Genomic DNA, 22,809 nt, shown 5'->3' with positions numbered 1-22,809 from the left:
CTTTTTTCGAGTTTTCCAAGCGGGTTCAGTTCCTTTCTATAAATTTTTGTCTGTTTACTTGAACCTGTATCCACAAGTAAAGTGCTTTTACATAAGAGATAGTTTTTTTGCTAATCAAGGTGGTTTTTTGAGGAATACTGACTGTATTTTGAAAAAACTAACGATGAGTAGCGAAAAAAACTAGCCTTAGATGAAAGTGCTGAACTGTGAATACAGGTTCTTAGTGGTCGGCATGCAAACAGCTGCTGACCAAGCCATTTCGTTGCTACAATTAGAGACTTTGTCGCTCCTATTATTCAGTGAAAATAGTGATAATTAGTTTACTTAGTCGTCAATATGCAGCTGCTTTTCCTTCTCAGACAGAAAAGTTTCCATTTCTGTCTGAATATCTACATCCAAACGGTCAGCTAATTCCAGCAGCCACCAAATATTCTCAGCTAATTTTTGTTCCAAAGTATAGGGCGTTTCATCATAATAACGTCCCTGCTTGGTCATCACTAGACGTTGGAGATTGCCAATATCATTGCTAAGAGCCAAGAGATCTTCTTCTACCGTCCATTTAGAATCATGATGCTTGATTTCTAATTCATGATAAGCCTGTCGAATCGCTGTGCTGCGACTAATGAGTTCATCTGTTAACATTGAAGCCTCTCTTTTTGTAAAAAATAAAGCGACCTCCCCGAAAGGACGTCGCAACGTGGTTCCACCTTCATTCGTGTACTGTAAAGAAACTTACTGACACCTCAGATCGGCTATATCGTAGCCACCGTTTTATGTTTGCATAAAAACTTGGAAGGAGTATTAAGCTAAATTTACCTGCGTCCTTCTCACCTACCGACGCTCGCTCTAAAGAAGTGATTTAACTCAACATATCTTCGTATGCTATTATAACATGATAGAAATATTTTTCAAGATTTTTTCGCTTTTTTCTGATGATAACTATGAATAAAGCCTCCAACGCAAAGGGCAAATAAGGAAAGCAAACCATAAATCAAAAGATAAACTTCAATGCCTGCTGAATTGGTAAAAAAGTAATAGTAACCCATTGTGGGTAAAAATGAGAAGATAATAACGATTGGAAACAGACAGTTAACTCCATTTATCAAACCATAAATAAAGGAGATTGAAGCAACAACCAACGGATTAAAGAAAAGAATACTGCTAACAAGACAGTTCTTATAAATCATAGCATCATAGGATAATATCCCTAACATTGTCAACAACAAATAAACTTGTGCACTCCAAAAAGATAAGATAGGTAAAATGAGATAAGGCAAAATTTGCAAGAGTTTCTTCATGTATACAGTCTCTTAATCTAAAAAATCACGAACAATTTCTATCAAATGTTTTGGAGCCTTAACGACTTTCACAGAAGTCATGGCAGTTGCCTTGACAGCTTGACTTGGTAAACTGATAGCTGTCTTTGCTAGTTTGATGGAACGATCTGTTTTAGAACCTTTCACAGTCAAAGAAAACTTCTCTTTTTTCTTACTCTTCTCAGAAATGAGAACATCTAAATAAAAGGCATAGACAGATTTTCCAAAGTGCTCTGCTGAAATCGTATAAAGTTTTTCCTGATGTTTTTTGGCATCCATCACGGGCGTCTCAGCAATAGCGTCCAAGATGGCATCAGCCAAATCCTCTTCCCTGTAAAAGAGCGTACCAAACATCTTGTCATCAATCAAATCATCCAAATAGGGATTGCCATGAGCAATAACTGGCGTACCGCTAGCTAGACTTTCAGTATAAGTTAACCCCTGCGTCTCACTGGTTGAGGCACTGATAAAGAAATCTGCAGCGCGATAATAAACAGCCACATCCTCATGATTTACCATACCAGTAAAAACGACCTTACTTTCAATGTCAAGTTCTTTTGCCAAAACTTTCAAATCATCCAAGTATGGGCCATCTCCGACTACTACTAGTTTGACTTTAGGATTTTCCGTTAATACCTCTGGGAAATGGCTGAGCACCGCTTGGATATTTTTCTCAGAAGAAATCCGTGACAAACTCAAAAGCATGGTTTCATCGTTAGCGACACCAAGATCTACTCTTAAACTATCTATGTCTTTTTGGCTAATATCGTCACGCAAGTAATCCTCTAATTTAATCCCTGTCGGAATAACACGTTTAGGAATCTTGATATGATAATCATCCAGCAAATTAAGGACAATACGAGAAGGACAAATCACACCGTCCAAGTCGTTTAGAAATCCGCGCACGATATACTTTACCATACTTGGTTTGATGAGTTTTCCATTGGCGATATACTCAACATAATCTTCATACTGAGTATGATAGGTATGTACAACTGGGATACGTAGGGCAGCTGCAACCATTTTCCCCAACAAACCTACACTAAACTCGGTCTGGGTATGAATCAGTTCTAACTTGTACTGCTTTGCAATCTTATAAGAAGAAATAAGACCACGATAAACCACCCGACGATCAGTAAAAGAAATAAAAGGAACACTAGGAAGACGAATAATAGTCGGATCTTCATAACGCTTGACTTTTTTGTCTGTTGTCGTAAAGACATAAACCTCGTGCCCTTGCTTTTCCAACTCCTCCTTAAGCGTTCGAATACTGGTCGCAACGCCTGAAACTTGTGGAAAATAAGTATCTGTGAATAATCCAATTCTCATTTCAATTAAAGCTCCATTACCTTTTCATAAACCTCAGCAAGCTGATGAGCAACTTTATCAAAACTTCGACTTTCAGCTACTGCATACCCTGCTTCTGTTTTATTACTTTTTCCAGCCAATATATTTTCCAATGCCTCAACAAAACCATCTACATCAGCGGCCAAATCGGCTGACTCGTTATCAATCCAACCATGATAAACAGGTATATCACGTAAAACAGTATGTTGGTGGCTAGCAAGTGATTCTAAAACAACAATTCCTTCTGTCTCCTCTCTACTTGGAAAGAAGAAGGCGTCACTGCCAGACATTGCTCCCTCAAAAACATCTCCCTTAATATAACCAGCAAAAGTCACGTTTGAAGGATGATTTTTTTTAACAATCTGACGCACCTTGTGCGGAATGACCCACTTACTGGTTTCCCCGAACCAGATAAAACGAACATCAGGCATTTTTTCAGCCACTTTAACAAAATCATCTATACCTTTTCGAATGAAGTATAGTCCAGCGCACATCACTACCTTTTGACCGTCTTGAATGTCAAAATAATCTCGAAAGGCTTTTTCTTTATCTGGATTTGAACCGTATTTAGACAAATCAATACCATTAGAGACTGGAAATATAGGAGTCTCAATACCGTAATTTTCAATCAACTTTTTTGAATACTCCGTTGGGGTAATGATGGCATCTGCTTGACGGTAAAAATGACAAAGATAGTACCTAAACAAAGGTGCTATCTGATTGGAAAAGATGAAAGAATTTCGGAAATCTTCTTCTGTCGAGTGACCATGCATGATAACTTTTTTACCGGCTTTTTTAGCCTTCTTCATCAGTTGCCAGCTTTTAAAACCATAGGTATTGATATGAACTAAATCGTAATCATCATTGGGATTGGTTGTGTAGTCTTGACCAACTAGATTCAAGACGCGTTCTTGGTGTTTAATGGCACGTCCAATGCCAGATTTTCTCAAATAATTTTCAGCTTCTAAATATAATAGCACTTTCATACCATCTATTATAGCCTATTTCAAATCATTTTTCACTATCTGTAATAAAATTCAGTCCAAAGTCTTATAGTAAAAAGAAGTTGAACAAAGGTTCAACTTCAAGAGTGATACTTAATAAAAATCAGACTAGGTGACTCCGATGCAGATAACACTAAAATCAAATTAAGTCAACAGCGTCTGAATTTGATTTCAAAAAGTATAAATTTCATAGAGATTGAAGGCAATAACTCCTTCTATATACTCACGTTAGAGGAATTCTTCTTCACTTTTCTTATTTTGTAGAACCTCGGCGATTAATTCCGTGGTTAAGCAAAATTTCTTTTTCCTCTAACTCTTCTTTGCCCATAATTTTTGTCAGCATACGCATGCTAACAGCTCCCAAGTCATAGACAGGTTGGCTAATTGAACTCAGATTTGGACGCGTGTACTGTGTAATTGGCGAATCGTTGCTAGTGAAAATTTCAAAATCTTCCGGAACTTTCTTGCCTGCTGCAAAGAGACCATTCAACAAGCCTGCTGCCAACTCATCTTCTGCAACAATAGCCGCGGTTGCACCAGAATTAATCACACGCTGTGCAAGATCGTAACCCTCTTGGTAACTGTAATTAGCTTCAAAAACAAGACCTTCTCTAAAATCAATCTTATTTTTCTTGAGAGCTTCTTTATAGCCAACGAGACGAACTTTGCCATTGATATCATCAATCAAAGGTCCTGAAACAAAAGCAATCTTATCATGATTTTCAGCTAAAATATCAACTACATCAGTCATTGCTGCTTTATAATCAATATTGACACTTGGTAATTGATGATCAAGGTCAACAGTCCCAGCAAGAACAATTGGTGTACGTGAACGTGAAAATTCAGCACGAATTTTATCCGTGAGATGATGCCCCATGAAGATAATGCCATCAACCTGTTTTGCAAACAAAGTATTGACTACGTTAACTTCTTTGTCGTCATCCTCATCGCTTGAGGCAAGAACAATATTGTATTTATACATAGCTGCAATATCATCAATTCCTTTAGCTAAGATTGAAAAGTAGCTATTAGCAATATTTGGAATCACAACACCAACAGTTGTAGTTTTCTTGCTGGCAAGACCACGGGCAACAGCATTTGGACGATAATCTAGACGATCAATCACTTCCAAAACTTTTTTTCGTGTGTTTTCTTTGACGTTTTTATTACCGTTGACTACTCGACTAACAGTTGCCATAGAGACTCCTGCTTCACGGGCAACATCGTAAATCGTAATGGTATCATCAGTATTCATTTGGTTAGTCCTTTCTATTTGAAAATTACGCTTTCAAGTTTATTTTATCACCTTTTGGAAACACTTTCAAGTCAGAAATACTATTTTTTGAAAAAGTTTTCAAAAAAATTAGTCAAAACTTGCTTTTTTTGTTTTTTCGTGAAAAAATAGTAATCGAAAATGTGTTGTGTTAACTAGAAATTAAACTAACGAGCATCTCTAATCAATAGAAAGAAGGCTATTTATGTCTAAATTATCACAAATTCGTGCTTACCTCAATCAAGAAGAAGCTAATATCGCTGTTTTTTCTGATCCTGTAACGGTTAATTATCTAACAGGTTTTTACTGTGATCCACATGAACGTCAAATGTTTTTGTTCGTTTACACAGATGATGCGCCTGTCCTTTTCGTTCCAGCACTTGAAGTCTCGCGTGCCTCTGCTTTCTTAGACTTCCCCGTTTTTGGTTATCAAGATGCTGAAAATCCTTGGAAAAAAATTAAGACCGTTCTTCCAACGACAGAAAGTAAGAAAATCTTTGCGGAATTTGACAATTTAAACGTGACAAAATTTCAGGGATTGCAAACTGTCTTTGATGGGCGTTTTGAAAACTTAACACCTTATGTTCAACGCATGCGTCTCATTAAGTCAGAAGATGAAGTTGAGAAAATGATGATTGCTGGCGACTATGCTGATAAGGCTATGCAACTTGGTTTTGATAATATTTCACTTGACGTGACCGAAACCGACATTATTGCACAGATTGAATTCGGTATGAAAAGACAAGGTATCAGCCAAATGTCATTTGATACCATGGTATTGACTGGTAACAACGCTGCTAACCCACATGGCATTCCTGGAACAAACAAAATTGAAAATAATGCTTTGCTGTTATTTGACCTAGGTGTTGTAAGTAATGGCTACACATCTGACATGACACGTACGGTCGCTGTCGGTCAGCCTGACCAATTTAAAAGAGATATTTACCAACTTTGCTTAGAGGCTCAACTAACCGCTCAAGATTTCATCAAACCTGGTGTCACTGCAGCTGAGGTGGATGCAGCTGCTCGAAATGTTATTGAAAAAGCTGGTTATGGTGACTATTTCAATCATCGTCTTGGACATGGTTTGGGCATGGACGTGCACGAATTTCCATCTATCATGGCCGGCAATGATATGATTATCAAGGAGGGTATGTGTTTCTCAGTTGAGCCTGGTATTTATATTCCTGGAAAAGTTGGTGTTCGTATTGAAGATTGTGGTCATGTCACAAAGTCTGGATTTGAAGTCTTTACGCAAACACCAAAAGAATTGCTTTACTTTGAAGGATAGGATATGACTTATCAAAAAATGATTTATTGTACTGACTGCGGTACTATGCTAACAGATAATTTTTTAGAGGGTGAAGGATACATCCCCTACTGTTCAAATTGTCAACGGTTTAGATTTCCCATTTTTAACACAGCTTGTAGCATGATTGTGCAAAATGAAAATAAGGATAAAATTCTTCTTATCAAGCAATATAGCAAACCAGATTATATCTTAGTTGCTGGCTACATTTCTCAAGGGGAAGGTGCTGAGGAAACTGTCCGCCGTGAAATCAGAGAAGAACTCAATCTTGAGGTGACCACCTTACAGTTTAACCAAAGTCAATACTTTGAAAAATCCAACACCCTTATGCTGAACTTTGCGGTGACAGTCAAGGGAGAGATTAACCCCAATCATGAGATTGATGATTGGGATTGGTTTAGTATTGAGAAAGCAAGGGAGGCGATTAAAGATGGCAGTTTAGCCGAGCAATTTTTATTGGCTTATTTGGAGAAACTATAATGAACATTCATCATCTTCGTGAGTTTATCACTCTGGCAGAGGTTCAAAATTATCTAGAAGCTGCCGAAGAACTCTTTATATCACAATCTACATTATCTAAGCATATTCAAGCACTTGAAAAAGAATTAATAGAAAGAAAACTATGTCAAAAGAAGATATCAAAAAACAAATTCGTAATGCCTTTGACCATCGCGTAGCTGTTCGTGTCTATAGTGACCAGCTTATCAGTAAGGAGGATATGGACTTCATCCTAGATACGGCTTGGCTTAGCCCTTCTTCTGTCGGACTGGAAGGCTGGCGTTTTATCGTCGTGGATAAAAAACACATCCCAGAACTAAGTGCTGCTGTCAAGGACATTGCCTGGGGTGCCCAACCCCAGTTAGAGACAGCCAGTCACTTTGTCTTGCTTGTGGCTGAAAAAAATGCCCGCTATGACAGCAAATCTATTAAAGACAGCTTGGTACGCCGCGGTTTAACAGAACAGTCTGATTTAGATAGCCGTATTGCCCTCTACCAAGCTTTCCAAACAAGAGATATGCAGATGGTCGATAATCCGCGTGCCCTCTGGGATTGGACAGCCAAGCAGACTTACATAGCCATGGGGAATATGATGACCAGTGCCGCTATGATTGGTATAGATTCCTGTCCAATTGAAGGTTTCAACCACACAGTTTTAAACGAACGCTTGGCTGAATTAGGCTGGATTGACATTGAAAAGGAAGCAGTTGCCACGATGATTGCATTTGGTTACCGTCTCAAAGATCCAAAGCACCCTCGCTCACGTAAACCACGTGAAGAAGTTGTTACATGGCTAGCTAACTAGCTCTGCCATCCCAAATAGTATCTATATAGAAAGGAAAATGTATGCCATTTTTACATACCTGCATCCGCGTCAAAGATTTGGATGCCTCACTCACCTTTTATCAAGAAGCACTTGGATTCAAAGAAGTGCGTCGCAATGATTTCCCAGAATATAAGTTTACACTTGTTTACTTGGCGCTTGAAGACGACCCAAACTATGAACTAGAATTGACCTACAATTACGGTCATGAGGCTTACGATCTTGGAAATGGCTATGCCCACATAGCTGTTGGAGTAGATAATTTGGAAGCTAGTCACGCTGCTCATGAAAAAGCTGGCTATACCGTTACCCCACTATCTGGCCTACCCGGTAAACCTAAAATGTACTACTTCATCACAGACCCAGACGGTTATAAGATTGAAATCATTCGTTTGAAACAATTTTTGGATAAATAGTCAGAAAAATCAATCTATCTTGGACGAAACATGATTATTTCTTATTTGAAAACTTTGTCAATCAAGAAAGTAAGAAATTACGAGAGTTGGGCATCACGCCCTAATGACAGGGCAACAAAAACATCCTAATATTAGTGGCTAGGAAAACTCAGACGGGAGAGTGTACCCACTAGTTTCCAAGCAATCTTGTAAACTATCTTATAGTAGTCCTCTACAAAAATATCCTATCTCTCAACTTTAAAAATTCAGCATTTAACTGAATCATTCTCAACAGAAAGTAAAGATATGCAACAACTCTCAATTATCATCCCTTGCTACAATGAAGAAGATACCATTCAACTATTTTTACAAGAAACAAAAAAAATCGAAGCGGATATGATGTCGGAACTCACTTTCGATTATCTCTTTATCAATGATGGCTCAAAAGATCAGACTCTTAATATCCTACGACATGTTTCACAAATCTATCCAAATGTCCACTACTTATCTTTCTCTCGAAATTTCGGAAAAGAAGCTGCGCTTTTAGCCGGTTTAGAGGAAGCTAAGGGAGATTTGGTCACTGTTATGGATGTTGACCTACAAGACCCACCTGAATTGCTACCACTCATGTATGCTAAAATTTTAGAGGGCTATGATGTCGTTGGTACCCGTCGAGCCGATCGTAAAGGGGAACCCATTGTTCGTTCAGCACTTTCCAAATTATTTTATAAACTGATTAATCTTGTTTCTGATACTGAGATGGTGGATGGTGTCCGTGATTTTCGTCTGATGACTCGTCAAGTTGTAGATAGCATTTTAGAGCTTGGAGAAGTCAATCGTTTTTCTAAAGGAATTTTTTCATGGGTGGGCTATGATGTTATCTATCTCCCATTTGATAATCATGAACGTGTAGCTGGAAAAACTAGTTGGAATTTTTGGGGACTGCTCAAATATTCCTTGGATGGTTTTATCAATTTTTCAGAAATGCCCCTGACTATCGCCACTTGGACAGGAACTATTAGTTTTGTTGCTTCACTACTGGCTATTTTCTTCATCATCGTCCGCAAACTCTTATTTGATGATCCCGTTTCTGGTTGGGCAAGTACCGTTTCTATTATCCTCTTTATTGGAGGTATTCAACTCTTTTGCCTTGGCATAATAGGAAAATACTTATCCAAAATTTTCCTCGAAACTAAAAAACGCCCTGTTTATATCGTTAAAGAAAAAGCTTAAAAACTCTGCAATGTATTTTGCAGAGTTTTTTTGCTACTTTTTCACTAATACTCTTCGAAAATCAAAATTATCCGTTGTCAACTTGCCTTGATGAACTCAAGTTCTATCGTCGGCTTCGTTTCCTAGGCTACTTTTGATTTTCATTGAGTATAAAACAGACAACTACTCATGTTTGCCTGTTACAAACATGGTGAAGGTTGCTTTGGCAAGGGACTCTTTATTTTGATTCGTAATATCAACATCAACAACTTTAGTAGTGCGACCATTATGAACACATTGCCCTTTAATAAAAAGAATATCCCCTAGTTTTCCAGATTTCAGGTAATTGATGCTAGATTGCAAGGTGACAGCATCAGCCCCCGTGGAAATAGACACTAGTCCGCTAATCTGGTCACAAAGTGTAAAGAGATAGCCTCCATGTGCAAAACCGTAATAATTTAAGGACTTGTCGACAACTTCTGTCGTCACTACTACATGACCTTCTTCGTAAGACACCAATTCAAAATTTTCAAAAACACGAATTTCATGTAATTTATCTTCCATATGTCCTAATGCCTTCCACAACATTTTACGGCTGAGGTGTCATGTATCAGGCCTCCCGAAAGATAAATCTGAACGGCATCATCCGCATTTCCAGACACTCCAGCATAGACAGCTATATCTGTCATATCAAACATTCGCATCACCCCTGGTCCGATACTATTGACAATAACTACATCAACTTGTTCATCCAACAGGGCTTTAAATTTTTGAGAGCCATGCTCTTCAGGTAGTGATAGATATGCAGTTGTCATAACTACTTGTTCAGATAGGTTGTACATTTTAAAGCGTGTGCTAAGTCCAAAATGCCCAAAAATAGTATCGTCATCAGCTACAGGAATTGCAACTTTTACCATAATTCCTCCTTTTTCTTACTAAAAACAGACATCAATCAGTGATATTATCTAATAATTCAGCTATATCATCAATCACTTTAGCGTTCATAGTATTAAGTTTTGCTATTTCCTCAGAGCTATAAGGAAAGGTATTAAGGAGAATACCATCCATCCCTACAGCACTAGCGACAAGCATATCTGATGTAAAATCATTACCAACCATGACACAATCAGCAATGTCTAGATGGTTTTCTTCAAGCAAATGATGCATAAAATCTGGCTGTGGCTTTTTCATCTGAAAATCAGATGAGATATAAATCTTGTCAACCAAATCCGCACAGCCCGTTAATTCAATTTCTGGCTGCGTAAAGGCACGTTGAGCATTGGAAAGAATAAAAATTTTGCCACCTTTATCCTTAATCGTTTGTAAGGTCTTAAGTGTATTAGGATAGGCTTTTAAAACTTTACGAGAATTTATTCTAAACACATTAGCTATTAAATTTCCCCAACTTTCCATATCTTTGATGTGGTTCTCGGTTGGGTGTGTTTTTTCTGCATCAGTCAAAAGCTTGATAAAAATAGCCACTAAATCAATTTCGACATGCTTGTAAACCGTCTGTTCATACAGTCGTTCTTCTTCAGCTTTAATCAAATCTAGATACTTTTGACGTAATCCATATGGTGTGTAATCTGCACCATAAGCAGCATAGAGAGAAGTCAATTGTTGCCAGATAGCTAAGTCTTCTTCATCTGTCAATATATCTACCAAAGTTCCATAAAAATCAAAGATATAATTCTTGTATGTTAAGTCTTGCATGAGTCCCTCCATGGATTTATTATAGCACGAAAGGGATGCTCGAACAATGGATTTTTCAGTGGCGCATTGGCTTCTCCTATCGTTTTAATTCTCCTTATCGTTCGTCAGTACCAACTGTCTATTTTGATTTTAACTAAGTACTGAAAGCTACAAACTTATCGCTTTCATTTTCAATTAAAAAATACTCCAAAACTTTGAATTTTTTAGTTATTGAAGTATCTGTTCACGTTTTTCAATTTTTTATTACTTTATTGACTAATACTCAATAAAAATCATAGCCAGACTAGTTTCAATAGTCTGTGAGAGTCTAAATGTTAGAAATGGAGCGGACATCCACTCATATCAACAACATACAGACAACAGAAGTTCATCAAATCAAGGCAACAAGGTCTGAATTTTATTTTAAAAAACTATATACTAGGCTTTGCCACTAGAGAAAGCCTAACATACAATATTAAGTTGCTATTTTTTAGCTAAACTAGCAGCACGTGCTAGTGAGGAATCAATATTAGCACAAAGATTTTCTTCACCAATTTTGTCAATAAATCCCGCTTTTTCCATGACACGGTAAGGTTGGTCATTTACGTGTGACAAAATAAGAGTCATGCCACGTTTTTGACAAATTTCTAAGGTTTCTTCCAAGGCATCCAAACCAGAAACGTCCATGGCAGGGACATTACGCATCCGAAGAATTAAGGCATTCTTACCCTCTTCGTGCTCAATGTTTAGAAAGTCATTGGCAGCACCAAAGAAAAGAGCGCCAAAAAGTTCATAAACAACTGCATTTTGAGGAACATATTTTAAATCAGTGGTTTCGGAAAGTTCAGAGTCATCATGTTCATCTTTCTCAACCCATTGTCTCACTTGAGCCACATCTGCCATACGTTTTAAAAAGAGAAAAGCTGCTAATACCATTCCAAATTCAATAGCAACGACTAAGTCAAAAAATACAGTTAAAAGAAAAGTAATTACTAAAACAGCAACATCACTTTTAGGCGCAGTACGAACCATATGTACAAATGTGCGCCAGCCACTCATATTATAACCTACCATAATCAGGACAGCTGCTAAACAACTCATAGGAATCAGAGAAGCATATGGCATCAAGAAAAGTAAAATTAACAATAAGGTAAGCGCATGAATCATCCCCGCTACGGGTGTTCGACCACCGTTTCTAACATTCGCTGCTGTTCGAGCGATTGCACCAGTGGCTGGAATTCCACCAAACAAAGCCGACATCATATTTCCGACACCTTGACCAACAAGTTCAGCATTAGAACGATGATTCCCACCAATCATCCCATCAGAAACCACAGCTGAAAGTAGAGATTCAATAGCTGCTAAAATGGCAATCGTAAAGGCTGGGGAAATCATTTGTCGAATTAGTGAGAAAGACAACACTGGCATAGAGAAATGAGGTAAACCAGCCTTAATTGTGTATAAGTCCCCAATTGTTTTAACGTCTAATTTCCCAAAAGCAACAATGGCCGTTGTGACAAGAATAGCAACTAGGGAACCTGGAATTTTTTGAGAAATCTTAGGCCAGAAAATCTGAATGAGCAAAGCCAATATTCCAATCAAAAGCGTTTGCCAATTTAGGCTATGCATGTTTTCAGCATAGGCAACCATTTTCTCTACAAACTCCGCTGGCACGGCTCCCATGTCTAATCCAAAAAAATCCTTGATTTGCCCAGCAACAATTCCTACGGCAATCCCGAGAGTGAATCCCACTGTAATGGTCTTAGGAATAAACTTGATTAGATCACCAAAATGCAACAATCCCATAATAATAAGCATCAAACCAGCTAAGAAAGTTGCTACCGTCAGACCAGCCATACCATACTGCGCAATGATACCATAAATAATCACTACAAAGGCTGCCGTTGGTCCTCCAATTTGGACTCGGCTACCGCCTAGAAATGAGATAAAAAAACCAGCAACGACAGCCGTATAGAGACCTTGTTCTGGATTAACACCTGAAGCTATCGCTAAGGCAATCGATAGAGGCAAAGCAATAATTGCCACAATAATCCCTGCAACAAGGTCTTTGACAAACTGCGCCCCTGTATAATTCTTCATTAAACTAAAAAATTTTGGTGTAATGTATTTAAAAGCGTCCATTTTTCCCTCCTCTTTTTTTGTTCTCAGACGCTTGCGAGAACCTACTATCATTTTAGCACATCTCGTTGGAAATCTCTAGATTATGGGAAATCCTATTTTAATCAAGTAAGAGAAGGAAAGACTTTTATTCGTATTTATAGAGACTTGATTGCAGCATCTAAAACCTCCATAACTGCTCTGCTATGTTCTAGAGCAGCCTTTTGGTTGCTGTAATCACGGTTGGAAATAATATTTTGAAAGGCAACAAATTCATCGTGCATGCGGTGGTTGAGACTATTTTGGTTGACGAGCTGCATACTTTGACCGTTAAGACTAAGATTAACTTCTGGCATTGTATTAGTCGGACCTAAGATGGTTGCTGAGCCTTTGTTACCTTGAATAGTTGAGCGAATATCTGCACTGCAATCCTTGGCGCCGATGCAGACACACTTAAAGTGACCATAGTCCATAACGAGCATGCCAGAGGTGTCCACACCACGTTCCATATTCGCCAAATAGTGAACCATCTCAGGTTTACCGAAGAGGCCGACTACCAAATGAATATTGTAAATATTGAGGTCACGTAGGGCGCCTCCACCTTTTTCTGGATCAAAAGCTGGCGCAATCTCACCACGTTTGAAAGCATCATAGCGTGAGCTATACTGGGAATAGTTACATTCCACAATTTTTATATCCCCTAACTTGGATAAATTTTCCTTGACATAGGAAAAATTTCCTAGATATTGGTTGGTGATAGCTTCTAGGAGAAAAAGCTGATGCTGCTCTGCTATTGCTACCAAATCTTCAAATTCCGCTAAAGTTAATGTAAATGGTTTCTCACAGATGACGTGTTTCCCAGCAAGAAGTGCTTTTTTAGCATAATCATAGTGCAAATGGTTGGGAAGTGCCACATAAACGGTGTCAACATCTGGATTTGCCAAAATGCTATCATAATCGCTACTTGCTTGAGAAATGCCGTAAATTTCCGCGAGTTTTTGTGCTTTTTCAAGACTTCGTGGTGTCGATAAAATAGCACTTAACTCAATGCCATTGATTTCCTTTAAAACGGGTAACACTTCGTCAACAATTTTTCCTGTTCCTAAAATGGCTAAGTTCATGAATTTTCTCCTATCGTATTTGCTAAACTGTGGGATAAACCACTTCAAATTCTTCTAAAACGATTAAGCTTTCTGGTGTGAATGTCAACCCACATTCTATAAAATAAGGTTTGAAAAAATCTTCATGTGCTTCACGCCATCAGGCTAAGTTTTTATCTCTTTCTCCCTCTTTGTAATGTAAGCATGCTCTGCTGAACCATCTTTAAACGGCAGAAACGTGACTTGCTTGAATTGGACGATACAGATAGTCTCATCTTGACTATTCAGAATCACATCACAGCTACCAACTTGCGGAATGGGGTCATTATCAATATCATATAAATCATAGGCTTAGGCAGTTGCTGTCTTGATCCCTTTAACAACCAAATCCGCCAGCAAATCTGGTTTCGCACCAAATTGCCAAGTGTCAATGTCATCTCCAACATCCGGATGGATTCGCTTGTATTTACTCCAACATTCTTGCGGTGTCATTGTAATCTCCTTAACAATTCTCTAAGCGAAATCATCTTTAGTACTGTCGGACTGCCAATGGTATTCTATCTTGTGGGCGATATCCTTGGCCTTACTTAGTCCAAATTGATCGCTAATAAAGCCTAAGACCATGTCCATCCCTGCCGATACTCCTGAAGACGTGTAATATTTGCCATCAACCACCCATCGAGCTTGTCTAACCCAATCTACTTTTGCATTGGTGGAAGAGACCCAATCAAATGAGCGCTTATTGCTGGTGGCCCTACGACCGTTCAAGAGTCCAGTTTCAGAAAGCAGGACCGCTCCTGTGCATACAGATAAGACATAGCTTGCATTCTCAGCATAACTTTTTACATAATCAATAAAAGAAGGCTGCAAGTAGATGCTTCTAGTCCCTTGGCCTCCAGGAATGAGTAGAATATCGCAGCTTTCACCTGGGCTCATTTTCTCTGTATCAAGGTTTAAACCAACCTTATTTTTTATTCTTCCGCCAAACTCGGAAACATAGCGAAATCGAACCTCATCTAAAAAAGATAGCAATTCGATTGGTCCAAATAAATCTAAGGGTTCAAAACCATCAAACACTAGAACGATTACTTCTAACTTTGTTGTGCTGCTCATTTAAACCTCCGATACAATACCCAAAATAACTTTGGTAGCTTTGCGGCTTTTCTTTCTCCTTTTAAACCCTTCCTTGCTATCACATACCCAGACGGTTTTTCCCAACCAAATTCTCATATATAGTGAAATCGGCTTAATATTGCCAACAATCCCTTTCATTTCAAATTCACTGCCGTCCGCATGTTCAAACTCTGTGCGCAACCACCATGTATTACCATACCCCAATTCGATAAATTTTTTCATTATAGACTCCACTTCTTGACATCATAATCTAAGAACTCACCCTTTCAAAAAGGGTGCGATTTCTTCGGCATATTCTTCTAAAAGACTTGATTGATAGACTTTTTCACGTCTTGAATCCCTAACCTGCCGCCATAAAATAGAGGCAACCTTCATTGGTGGATAGAACTGTTTACTCAAAGGGTCTTGGTTAAAATTTTTCACAAATCGGTTCCATTGATAGGTCTTTTCTTCGGCATTATCAGGCGAGGGCACTTGCGGTACTTCTAAGACTGCTATCAAATCAGCGATAGTTGCCGAATAATCCTGACTCGCCTCAACCTCTCTCATTTTAATCGCCATTGCTTTTTTGAATGAAAATTTATCAAGGCCAAAGTAGTTTTGGAAAAATTGTCTAGCCTCATCATTGAATGAAAATCCTGAATCCAATAGCTTAGTATTCAAAGTTATTTCAGATGCACTCAAAGTTTTTTTCAAACGTTTGTTTCGTCTAACAGGACAAATTTCCTCTGGTGCTTTCCCTGACAAATACTCTAGGATATAAGCTGTCAGCTCTGCCTTGGTGCCATAGGCTGGCAAGTGGTGTTGACGACAAATATCTTCTAACTCAGTTTTGTACCAGTACTGTTCTCTAAATTCGGCAATGGTCATCTTTTCGGTAAATTCTGCCATATCATACTCCTATTTCAAACTCCATCCGCCATCCATTTTAACAATTTCTCCTTGCATAGATGCCGCCTTTCCAGATGCCAAAAACAAAGTTAACTCTGCAACTTCCTCAGGTAAACTCCACCGTCCGATGGGCGTTTCACTTGCAACCCAATCTGCCAAACCGCCAGGCTCAAAATCTGCTTGTGTCATAGCGGTTTTGACCGCACCTGGTGCAATACCGAAAATTTGGATACCATCTTTGGCATAATCCAAAGCCAACTGGCGCGTAAAACCTGCCAGAGCGTGCTTGGAACTAGTATAGGCAACTCCGCCACCACCCGCTATAAAGCTAGCAATAGAGCACATATTGATAATAATGCCTGATTTTTTCTTGAGCATAGCCGATAAATAGTGACGGCTAATCTTAGTTGTTGCAAAAAAATTGGTTTGAAAGACCTGTTCTAGTTCATCATCGCTGACTTCAAGTAGAGGCTTATAACCGTCAAGAATTCCGGCGGTGTTGCATATGATATCTACAGATGGGATAAAGTCGTAAAGCGCAGCTAGATCACCTGTTAAGTCAAGTTGGAGAAAATGAAAGTCTGAGTGAGACAGGTCGGGTGCAGCCGACTTGTCAACACCATAGACAGCGTAGCCATTTTCCAAAAAAAGCCGTACTTGTGCTAGCCCAATTCCCGATGAGGCACCTGTTACGAGAACTTTAGTCATGAACTTCTATCCAATCATTGGCCAGAATATCGCAAGGTGTCGGACTCCACATGGAAAAGCCCTCTCCGTCGCCAGAAACATTAATCAAAAAATAAGGTGTCGCTTTAAGCTTACGGCCATTAACTTCAAGCATGTCAAAAAGTTGAACGTAGTTTTCAGCACCATCCCAACCCGTGCGAACGTACTTTTTCTTAGCTTTTAAGCCAGGCAATATTTCTTCAAATGTCATGGTTTTCTCCTTTACTGTCTATAAACGTTGATTTAATAGGCTTTTCAATAAGCCTATGAGTTCTAAAATATAAATTTGTTCACCTTTTTGTGGACTTACAAGTTATGCATGGCTTTTTCGTAATAGGAAACAGCCTCTTTTTCTTTGTCCATTGAAAGGTGACTGTAAATATCCATGGTCATGGCTAAGGTTGCATGACCTAGGCGGTATTGTAATTCTTTATAGCTGATGCCAGCATTTAGCAATAAACTAGCGTGAGTATGGCGGAAAGCATGGAAGGTAAAGCGAGGAATACCAATTTCAGCAAACCGCCTGTCTAGGCTATCTTGTCTAGTCGCCATGTTTTGATATTCCTTTGTGGGTGTCGCAAACACCACTGCAGAGACATGCGCCCCAGTCTCTAAAAATAATTGTCGTTGCCTATTCTTGTAAAGTCGTAGCAGATTGATTGTTTTCTTGTCTATGCTTATGACCCTAACCCCTGCTTTGCTCTTTGGCGTACCTATCAAGTCTAACAACCTACTGTAATTCTTGGTGATACTGATAGTTCCGTTCTCTAGATCAATATCTGACCACTCTAGAGCCACTACTTCTCCGAAACGACAACCAGTAGCAAGCAAGACACTGTATAGGACATAGTCGAAGAAATAACTAAATTTCTTATTGGCCAGTTTTTCCATGTAAGCTATCAATGCTTTCAAGTCATCTGGAGCTATGAACTTGATGGCCTTGTTTTCCTGCTTTGGCGCTTTAGGTAAGATGACATCCCTAGCTGGATTGAATGGTAAGAGCTGGAGAGATACGCCATATTGTAAAACACGCCTGTTTATCGAGTGAATCACAGCGTAATGAACTAGCTGAGTTGATAAGTCATTGATAAAACTTTGAATATAGCTAACAGATAGCTTTGTCAGTTTCAAAGCACCAAAGACAGGTATTAGGTGATTATAGAGCATTCTCTTAGTTGCTATGAATGTTTGAGGCTTTACCGTAAGTTGGTAACTCTCTAGCCATAATTCAGCTAGTTGCTGATAATTTTTAACAGGTACTACTTTTGTTACCGTACAGCCATTAGAGATGAAATCATCTTGCGCGTGCTTTGCTTTCTGCTTGACCTCTGTCTTTGTCCTACCCGTCACGCTAGTTTTAGCTTTCTTCCCTGTTACCTGGTCAGTACCTAGGTAAACATTAGCACGGTACACAATCGCACCGTTTTTCTTTTTGACTTCTGTAATTTTCATGATATGAACCTTTCTATCAGCAGGCAAGCCGTTATTAAAAGGATTTTAGATTGATTTGGGTTTATATCATGCAAGGGCTTACGAGAATAGCCCTATTTTCGTTTGTTTTGGTTTGGTATGGAATTTATACCAGTCGAGCATAAAATGCGAATTTGGGCGTTTTAGAGCGTTTGACAGGGCGAGCGATATTCTGATATGATAGTACCGCCCCTTTGGGATAGAAAGGGGGTGAAGCTATGCTAGAATTGTTTCTCACCGTATTTCTTGCACCTTTGCTTGTTGCTATCCTAACGGCATTGTTTGAGTATTGGCTCAACTCACGCAAGAAATAACCCCTAGGGCATAGCTAGAAATAGCTAAGAGCCAAAAAGAAAACCCTCAACGCTGCAACGTTGGGGGTTTTTGTTGTGCCATGCTAGACACGTTTCTCACTGTTAAGGCTATTATACCCCCTTTCTTATTCAGTTGTCAAATGGTTTAACGGCATTATATTACGTTAGGACGCCCTAGAATTGTCAAATCGTATCAAAGTATCAGAATAGTGCAGATTTACATTACTTTAGTGATTATTAGAATATGATAGTATCACGCGCCGAATGCTAACACACCGCCGATATAGAAGCTAGGGTTTGCTAGGGTTGCTAAAATATACAACCTGATAAAACCTTACATTTTTTAGCTATTGAGAAAAGTTGAGTTTTTTAATGCGGACTTATGCGGACTTTTTCACCCGTGACAAATCGTAACTTTTTTCCACTCCCCACAGCACACCAGAACGCCCCTGAGAGCGTGGAATATTGTGGTAGGGTTAATTTTCTGTAAATGTACGTGCTATTTGTAAAAGTCTTTCCTTATCTTGTTTGTTAAGAACATAAAATCTAGATAGTAATTCACTTTCTTCATCAGTCAAATAAGACAACGCTATAGATAAGTTTGTTATTTCATTGATAAGTAAATCTGTTTGCTTTCTTGTAAACTTTTCTTTTTCCTTCGGATTTTTTAACTTCATCAGTTCAGGTAAAGGTAGCTTACTAATAATGGCGTCCATATCAATATTATTCTGCATCCTATCTATGAATTGCTTAGCATCAGTTATAGTTGAGTGTAATAATAACTTATCAATTCCTATTTTTGCCCTATCTTCTTCAATCTGAGAGTATTCTCCTTCCTTAAATTCGGTCAGTACACTTTTAGAACTTTCAGAAGTGAACCCCAACAGATACCCGACAGGTACGCCAAAATGGTCAGCGAGTGCTTGGGCTTTGTCTGGTTTGATTTGGCTTTCGCCGTTTTCCCAATATTGAACAGTTCTTTTTGATACTTGAAATGTATCAGCTAATTCTTGTTGAGTTAGCTTTTTTTCTTTTCGTAATTCTTTCAACCTATTCATAATTTCAACACCTTTCAAATGTGATTATAACACATTTTTTCAGAGTAGCGAAAAAAAATTGCTAGTTCTTCGAAAAAATACTTGACATAGAAATATAATTGCGTTAAAATTCAAAACATAGCAAAAAGCGAAATATTTTTGCTACAACCAACTGCAACACCTTTTCAATCTATTCAGGTTGGTTTATCAAAATAGAAAGGAGCAAAGACCATGAAGAAAGATTTAACATTTGAAGATTGATAGTTAAAACTATTGAGTAGCAAAAAAAAAACGCCAGCACACATGTACCGACTACGATATAAAAAAACTGATAATATTATATCATAGGAGGGGCAACAATGACCATAGAGGAGCTAAAACAAAAGCTAGACAGCATTAAGTGGATTGATAAAGAGATTAGTCAACTATACCTAGAACTTCAATATCTGGAAGATGGACTATTTAAACAGACAACACTAACGCAAGCTAGGGTACAGACTAGCAGGGTGAATAGTTCAGAAAAATATTTAGTTGCTAAGCTAGAACTTAAGGAAGATATAACAAGTAGAATTAACAGGTTAACCAAGGAACGTCTGGAGCTTGTTAAGCTGATTGATAAACTAGATAACCCTAAGTATCGGTTAGCATTAAGCCTTTACTATATCCAACAGAAAGTAGATATAGAGGCGGGGGAGATAATGAATGTTAGTAAGGCAACATTTTTTAGATATTTGAAATTAGCACTCGCTGAATTAACTGACTTATTAACTCATACAGAGAAAGAAAAAGCCATGTTTTAGCCAGTGTTTATCTCATTTGATATTTAACCATACAGCACCTAAAAGCCTTTAGAAACGATTTTAGGTGCTTTTTTGATAACTGATATTAGACAAAATATTATCTTTTTACTTGAATACGTGTAATACGTATGATATAATAATCTTGTCAGGAGGTAAAAGCGCTATGCCTATGACACAAAAAGAAATGGTTAAACTACTTACCGCCCATGGTTGGACAAAAACCAAAGGCGGTAAGGGGTCTCACGTTAAACTTGAAAAAGTAGGCGAGCGACCTATAACCATTCCCCACGGTGAAATTAACAAATACACCGAAATGGGTATCAAAAAGCAAGCAGGGCTGTTATAAAGGCAGTCTCCCGCTTGTCTTTGATTTTGGAGGTAAACTATGCTTGTCACTTATCCAGCTTTATTTTATTTTGACGATACCGACGGAGCTAACGCCCCTTACTTTGTAACTTTCCCAGATTTTGAGCATTCAGCAACTCAAGGCGAGAATATGGCTGATGCCATGGCAATGGCTAGCGATTGGTTAGGCATTAACCTAGCTGATTATATCGAGAATGGACGAGACATCCCCACTCCTACCCCTATTAACGCTTTATCTTTGGCTGATAATAACCCTTTCCGTGATGATAAGGACATAGAGCTAGTTTATGACCCTAGCAAGTCTTTTGTATCTATGGTAATGGTTGACGTTGCTGAGTATCTAGGCAGTCAGGAGCCTGTAAAGAAAACCCTAACTATTCCACGTTGGGCGGATACTTTAGGGCGTGATTTAGGCCTGAATTTCTCACAGACCTTAACAGACGCTATTGCAGATAAAAAAATTCATGCTTAATATTAGCAGACCGACACCGTTTTCGGTCTGTTTTTGCGTTATTGGATACAGTATGAAACAGTATCGTTGACGTCAACAAAATTGTCAACCACGCGCTTCGCAGCGTTTATCTATTCGAGCGATAACGTGGTATAATATAATCACAGCTGGAGGCTTGCATAGTCTAGCCGATTAGGGAGAGTTAGCCCGTGAGGTCATACACTCCCTTTTTTGGTATAATAAACCTATCAGATAAGCAAAAGCAACTAAAAAAGCGTAGCTGATGACTACGCTAGTTCTTGCCTGCTGAACTCGTAAATTATTGACCTATTTTAGGTCTTTTTTTACTCCCCTTTTTGTGGACTTTGGGAGACTATTAAAGGTCATTTGTAACTATGTTTTTTTAAAAAGTCCACAAATTTAGAGGCTATAAACACCTATTTCAAGCCATTCTTAGACATTTTCCAAAATTTCTTCAAATGTCATGGTTTTCTCCTTACCTTCTTCGAAAATCAAAATCAGGTACTGTCGACTTGATTTGATGAACTTGAGTTCTATCTACCTCTTCCTTGTTTAGTTTGATTTTGATTTCATTGCGTATTAAAATTTTAATGATTTTATTATATCAAAAAAACGGGCTTAACGTCCGTCTTTTATCTCTATTCAGCCAATCCATGATAGATGTTATAAACTTCCTGCCTACTTAGGCCAAAGTCTTTGGCTACTTTTTTGATGGCTTGATTAGGTTTATTCCCTTGTTCTACCAAATTTTTGACTAAACTTGCAAGGTCTAATTTATCTAAATCTTGTATTTCTTCCTGACTGTTAAAACCAGACACAATCAGCAAGCATTCGCCTTTAAGTGGATTTTCTGAAATGTAGGATAACACCTCCGAAATGTTGCCACGTTGGTATTCTTCGTAGAGTTTGGTCAATTCACGCACAAGCACAAGCTGGCGGTCACCATAAACTGCCTGCATATTTTCTAGTGTATCAGCAACTCGATAAGGTGATTCATAGAAAATCTGTGTCTCAGGGTAATTCTTCTTGCTTTCAAAAAAGTCTTTCTGCTGACCCGCCTTACGTGGTAGGAATCCATAGAAAATATGAGGCTGCGGGACTAAACCACTTGCAATCAAGGCTGTAATCCCTGCAGAGGCGCCTGGTAGTGCAACGACAGAAATATTTTCAGCAATCGCAGCTTTCACCAAATCATGTCCTGGATCGGAAATTGAAGGCATCCCAGCATCTGACACCTGCGCCAGCGATTTCCCAGATCTCAGCAAGTCCACTAAATCTGGAATTTTCTCATAAGCATTGTACTCATGAAAACTAATCTGTCTGGTTGAAATATCAAAATGTTTAAGTAAAAGACCAGTATTACGCGTATCTTCTGCGCAAATAAAATCCACTGCTTTGAGAACTTCCACTGCACGAAAAGTCATGTCTTGCAGATTACCAATTGGTGTTGGGACCAAATACAGCGTTCCAAAATCTGTTTGACCTTTAAAACTTTTTTGAACTTGCATGACC

General features: G+C 38.5%; 26 protein-coding genes and 2 pseudogenes. 9 read left to right on the top strand and 19 right to left on the bottom strand.

The window, feature by feature from the left end; genetic code table 11:
* Positions 1–324: 324 nt before the first annotated feature.
* The 5 genes from ABZ559_RS03515 to ccpA all read right to left on the bottom strand — a co-directional run bounded on the left by ABZ559_RS03515 (position 325) and on the right by ccpA (position 4,922).
* The gene (locus ABZ559_RS03515) at positions 325–642 is read right to left on the bottom strand and encodes a MazG-like protein (protein WP_367007253.1); all 318 of its coding nucleotides are present in this window, start codon (positions 640–642) and stop codon (positions 325–327) included.
* 266 nt (positions 643–908) lie between these two features.
* Positions 909–1,298, bottom strand: coding sequence for a hypothetical protein (locus ABZ559_RS03510; protein ID WP_367007252.1), 390 nt, complete (start codon positions 1,296–1,298; stop codon positions 909–911).
* A 12-nt stretch (positions 1,299–1,310) separates the two neighbouring features.
* Positions 1,311–2,645 (bottom strand): glycosyltransferase family 4 protein, encoded by a 1,335-nt coding sequence (locus tag ABZ559_RS03505; protein WP_367007251.1) that lies wholly within the window; start codon positions 2,643–2,645, stop codon positions 1,311–1,313.
* Positions 2,646–2,650: 5 nt separating this feature from the next.
* The gene (locus ABZ559_RS03500) at positions 2,651–3,649 is read right to left on the bottom strand and encodes a glycosyltransferase (RefSeq protein WP_367007250.1); all 999 of its coding nucleotides are present in this window, start codon (positions 3,647–3,649) and stop codon (positions 2,651–2,653) included.
* Positions 3,650–3,920: 271 nt separating this feature from the next.
* Positions 3,921–4,922, bottom strand: coding sequence for a catabolite control protein A (gene ccpA / locus ABZ559_RS03495; protein WP_018376614.1), 1,002 nt, complete (start codon positions 4,920–4,922; stop codon positions 3,921–3,923).
* A gap of 223 nt (positions 4,923–5,145) precedes the next feature.
* On the opposite strand from ccpA, the gene ABZ559_RS03490 reads away from it, so the two are divergent.
* The 6 genes and pseudogenes from ABZ559_RS03490 (at position 5,146) to ABZ559_RS03465 (ending at position 9,198) form a co-directional block, all read left to right on the top strand.
* Entirely contained in the window at positions 5,146–6,231 is a 1,086-nt protein-coding gene (locus ABZ559_RS03490; protein ID WP_367007249.1) for a Xaa-Pro peptidase family protein, read from the top strand.
* A gap of 3 nt (positions 6,232–6,234) precedes the next feature.
* Positions 6,235–6,729, top strand: coding sequence for an NUDIX domain-containing protein (locus ABZ559_RS03485; protein WP_317335409.1), 495 nt, complete (start codon positions 6,235–6,237; stop codon positions 6,727–6,729).
* Positions 6,729–6,854 (top strand): annotated as a pseudogene (locus ABZ559_RS03480) (LysR family transcriptional regulator); the annotation flags it as partial. The gene ABZ559_RS03485 and the pseudogene ABZ559_RS03480, both read left to right, overlap by 1 nt.
* Before the next feature lie 17 nt (positions 6,855–6,871).
* Complete coding sequence (locus ABZ559_RS03475) at positions 6,872–7,552, top strand: NAD(P)H-dependent oxidoreductase (protein WP_367007248.1); 681 nt, start codon at positions 6,872–6,874, stop codon at positions 7,550–7,552.
* Between the two features lie 41 nt (positions 7,553–7,593).
* The gene (locus ABZ559_RS03470) at positions 7,594–7,986 is read left to right on the top strand and encodes a VOC family protein (protein WP_367007247.1); all 393 of its coding nucleotides are present in this window, start codon (positions 7,594–7,596) and stop codon (positions 7,984–7,986) included.
* 285 nt (positions 7,987–8,271) lie between these two features.
* Positions 8,272–9,198 carry a glycosyltransferase family 2 protein gene (locus tag ABZ559_RS03465; protein ID WP_367007246.1) on the top strand — a complete coding sequence of 309 codons (927 nt, stop codon included), beginning with the start codon at positions 8,272–8,274 and terminating at the stop codon, positions 9,196–9,198.
* Between the two features lie 162 nt (positions 9,199–9,360).
* Here the strand turns inward: ABZ559_RS03465 and ABZ559_RS03460 are convergent, their stop codons facing one another.
* From ABZ559_RS03460 to ABZ559_RS03400, 13 genes and pseudogenes are all read right to left on the bottom strand, one after another.
* Positions 9,361–9,741, bottom strand: coding sequence for a PaaI family thioesterase (locus ABZ559_RS03460; protein ID WP_367007245.1), 381 nt, complete (start codon positions 9,739–9,741; stop codon positions 9,361–9,363).
* A 5-nt stretch (positions 9,742–9,746) separates the two neighbouring features.
* A complete protein-coding gene (locus ABZ559_RS03455) occupies positions 9,747–10,094 on the bottom strand; it encodes a NifB/NifX family molybdenum-iron cluster-binding protein (protein WP_018376257.1) in 348 nt (115 codons plus the stop codon).
* A gap of 31 nt (positions 10,095–10,125) precedes the next feature.
* On the bottom strand, positions 10,126–10,890 hold the full coding sequence (locus ABZ559_RS03450) for an HAD family hydrolase (RefSeq protein WP_367007244.1): 765 nt from the start codon (positions 10,888–10,890) through the stop codon (positions 10,126–10,128).
* A gap of 462 nt (positions 10,891–11,352) precedes the next feature.
* Entirely contained in the window at positions 11,353–13,011 is a 1,659-nt protein-coding gene (gene sulP, locus ABZ559_RS03445) for a sulfate permease (protein WP_367007243.1), read from the bottom strand.
* Between the two features lie 134 nt (positions 13,012–13,145).
* A complete protein-coding gene (locus ABZ559_RS03440; protein WP_367007242.1) occupies positions 13,146–14,108 on the bottom strand; it encodes a Gfo/Idh/MocA family oxidoreductase in 963 nt (320 codons plus the stop codon).
* A 22-nt stretch (positions 14,109–14,130) separates the two neighbouring features.
* Positions 14,131–14,579, bottom strand: a pseudogene (locus ABZ559_RS03435) (ASCH domain-containing protein).
* Positions 14,580–14,600: 21 nt separating this feature from the next.
* The gene (locus ABZ559_RS03430) at positions 14,601–15,200 is read right to left on the bottom strand and encodes a DJ-1/PfpI family protein (protein ID WP_018376252.1); all 600 of its coding nucleotides are present in this window, start codon (positions 15,198–15,200) and stop codon (positions 14,601–14,603) included.
* Complete coding sequence (locus ABZ559_RS03425; RefSeq protein WP_018376251.1) at positions 15,201–15,443, bottom strand: DUF3977 family protein; 243 nt, start codon at positions 15,441–15,443, stop codon at positions 15,201–15,203.
* A gap of 36 nt (positions 15,444–15,479) precedes the next feature.
* The gene (locus ABZ559_RS03420) at positions 15,480–16,112 is read right to left on the bottom strand and encodes an SAP domain-containing protein (protein ID WP_367007241.1); all 633 of its coding nucleotides are present in this window, start codon (positions 16,110–16,112) and stop codon (positions 15,480–15,482) included.
* Between the two features lie 9 nt (positions 16,113–16,121).
* Positions 16,122–16,820, bottom strand: coding sequence for a 3-oxoacyl-ACP reductase (locus ABZ559_RS03415; RefSeq protein WP_367007240.1), 699 nt, complete (start codon positions 16,818–16,820; stop codon positions 16,122–16,124).
* The gene (locus ABZ559_RS03410) at positions 16,813–17,049 is read right to left on the bottom strand and encodes a DUF2829 domain-containing protein (RefSeq protein WP_367007239.1); all 237 of its coding nucleotides are present in this window, start codon (positions 17,047–17,049) and stop codon (positions 16,813–16,815) included. Before ABZ559_RS03410 ends, ABZ559_RS03415 begins: the two co-directional genes overlap by 8 nt.
* Before the next feature lie 95 nt (positions 17,050–17,144).
* Positions 17,145–18,290 (bottom strand): site-specific integrase, encoded by a 1,146-nt coding sequence (locus ABZ559_RS03405; protein ID WP_367007238.1) that lies wholly within the window; start codon positions 18,288–18,290, stop codon positions 17,145–17,147.
* A gap of 808 nt (positions 18,291–19,098) precedes the next feature.
* Positions 19,099–19,680: a helix-turn-helix transcriptional regulator gene (locus ABZ559_RS03400; protein ID WP_367007237.1), complete on the bottom strand. Its 582-nt coding sequence runs from the start codon at positions 19,678–19,680 to the stop codon at positions 19,099–19,101.
* Positions 19,681–20,018: 338 nt separating this feature from the next.
* On the opposite strand from ABZ559_RS03400, the gene ABZ559_RS03395 reads away from it, so the two are divergent.
* From ABZ559_RS03395 to ABZ559_RS03385, 3 genes are all read left to right on the top strand, one after another.
* Positions 20,019–20,459: a DUF1492 domain-containing protein gene (locus ABZ559_RS03395; protein ID WP_367007236.1), complete on the top strand. Its 441-nt coding sequence runs from the start codon at positions 20,019–20,021 to the stop codon at positions 20,457–20,459.
* A gap of 163 nt (positions 20,460–20,622) precedes the next feature.
* Positions 20,623–20,805 (top strand): type II toxin-antitoxin system HicA family toxin, encoded by a 183-nt coding sequence (locus ABZ559_RS03390; RefSeq protein WP_367007235.1) that lies wholly within the window; start codon positions 20,623–20,625, stop codon positions 20,803–20,805.
* Between the two features lie 39 nt (positions 20,806–20,844).
* Positions 20,845–21,297 (top strand): type II toxin-antitoxin system HicB family antitoxin, encoded by a 453-nt coding sequence (locus ABZ559_RS03385; RefSeq protein WP_367007234.1) that lies wholly within the window; start codon positions 20,845–20,847, stop codon positions 21,295–21,297.
* A gap of 638 nt (positions 21,298–21,935) precedes the next feature.
* Here the strand turns inward: ABZ559_RS03385 and rsmI are convergent.
* Positions 21,936–22,805 (bottom strand): 16S rRNA (cytidine(1402)-2'-O)-methyltransferase, encoded by an 870-nt coding sequence (rsmI, locus tag ABZ559_RS03380; protein WP_367007233.1) that lies wholly within the window; start codon positions 22,803–22,805, stop codon positions 21,936–21,938.
* Positions 22,806–22,809 lie beyond the last annotated feature (4 nt).

The organism is Streptococcus sp. ZY19097, from assembly GCF_040731245.1.
GTDB lineage: Bacteria > Bacillota > Bacilli > Lactobacillales > Streptococcaceae > Streptococcus > Streptococcus orisratti.
The sequence above is the reverse complement of the archived record's forward strand: the minus strand, read 5'-3'. Positions and strand labels throughout refer to the sequence as shown.

Bases quoted from the DNA above. Each gene is read 5' to 3' on its own strand.
- ABZ559_RS03515 (WP_367007253.1), bottom strand. From the start codon at position 642: ATGTTAACAGATGAACTCATTAGTCGCAGCACAGCGATTCGACAGGCT.
- ABZ559_RS03510 (WP_367007252.1), bottom strand. From the start codon at position 1,298: ATGAAGAAACTCTTGCAAATTTTGCCTTATCTCATTTTACCTATCTTA.
- ABZ559_RS03505 (WP_367007251.1), bottom strand. From the start codon at position 2,645: ATGAGAATTGGATTATTCACAGATACTTATTTTCCACAAGTTTCAGGC.
- ABZ559_RS03500 (WP_367007250.1), bottom strand. From the start codon at position 3,649: ATGAAAGTGCTATTATATTTAGAAGCTGAAAATTATTTGAGAAAATCT.
- ccpA (WP_018376614.1), bottom strand. From the start codon at position 4,922: ATGAATACTGATGATACCATTACGATTTACGATGTTGCCCGTGAAGCA.
- ABZ559_RS03490 (WP_367007249.1), top strand. From the start codon at position 5,146: ATGTCTAAATTATCACAAATTCGTGCTTACCTCAATCAAGAAGAAGCT.
- ABZ559_RS03485 (WP_317335409.1), top strand. From the start codon at position 6,235: ATGACTTATCAAAAAATGATTTATTGTACTGACTGCGGTACTATGCTA.
- ABZ559_RS03475 (WP_367007248.1), top strand. From the start codon at position 6,872: ATGTCAAAAGAAGATATCAAAAAACAAATTCGTAATGCCTTTGACCAT.
- ABZ559_RS03470 (WP_367007247.1), top strand. From the start codon at position 7,594: ATGCCATTTTTACATACCTGCATCCGCGTCAAAGATTTGGATGCCTCA.
- ABZ559_RS03465 (WP_367007246.1), top strand. From the start codon at position 8,272: ATGCAACAACTCTCAATTATCATCCCTTGCTACAATGAAGAAGATACC.
- ABZ559_RS03460 (WP_367007245.1), bottom strand. From the start codon at position 9,741: ATGGAAGATAAATTACATGAAATTCGTGTTTTTGAAAATTTTGAATTG.
- ABZ559_RS03455 (WP_018376257.1), bottom strand. From the start codon at position 10,094: ATGGTAAAAGTTGCAATTCCTGTAGCTGATGACGATACTATTTTTGGG.
- ABZ559_RS03450 (WP_367007244.1), bottom strand. From the start codon at position 10,890: ATGCAAGACTTAACATACAAGAATTATATCTTTGATTTTTATGGAACT.
- sulP (WP_367007243.1), bottom strand. From the start codon at position 13,011: ATGGACGCTTTTAAATACATTACACCAAAATTTTTTAGTTTAATGAAG.
- ABZ559_RS03440 (WP_367007242.1), bottom strand. From the start codon at position 14,108: ATGAACTTAGCCATTTTAGGAACAGGAAAAATTGTTGACGAAGTGTTA.
- ABZ559_RS03430 (WP_018376252.1), bottom strand. From the start codon at position 15,200: ATGAGCAGCACAACAAAGTTAGAAGTAATCGTTCTAGTGTTTGATGGT.
- ABZ559_RS03425 (WP_018376251.1), bottom strand. From the start codon at position 15,443: ATGAAAAAATTTATCGAATTGGGGTATGGTAATACATGGTGGTTGCGC.
- ABZ559_RS03420 (WP_367007241.1), bottom strand. From the start codon at position 16,112: ATGGCAGAATTTACCGAAAAGATGACCATTGCCGAATTTAGAGAACAG.
- ABZ559_RS03415 (WP_367007240.1), bottom strand. From the start codon at position 16,820: ATGACTAAAGTTCTCGTAACAGGTGCCTCATCGGGAATTGGGCTAGCA.
- ABZ559_RS03410 (WP_367007239.1), bottom strand. From the start codon at position 17,049: ATGACATTTGAAGAAATATTGCCTGGCTTAAAAGCTAAGAAAAAGTAC.
- ABZ559_RS03405 (WP_367007238.1), bottom strand. From the start codon at position 18,290: ATGAAAATTACAGAAGTCAAAAAGAAAAACGGTGCGATTGTGTACCGT.
- ABZ559_RS03400 (WP_367007237.1), bottom strand. From the start codon at position 19,680: ATGAATAGGTTGAAAGAATTACGAAAAGAAAAAAAGCTAACTCAACAA.
- ABZ559_RS03395 (WP_367007236.1), top strand. From the start codon at position 20,019: ATGACCATAGAGGAGCTAAAACAAAAGCTAGACAGCATTAAGTGGATT.
- ABZ559_RS03390 (WP_367007235.1), top strand. From the start codon at position 20,623: ATGCCTATGACACAAAAAGAAATGGTTAAACTACTTACCGCCCATGGT.
- ABZ559_RS03385 (WP_367007234.1), top strand. From the start codon at position 20,845: ATGCTTGTCACTTATCCAGCTTTATTTTATTTTGACGATACCGACGGA.
- rsmI (WP_367007233.1), bottom strand. From the start codon at position 22,805: ATGCAAGTTCAAAAAAGTTTTAAAGGTCAAACAGATTTTGGAACGCTG.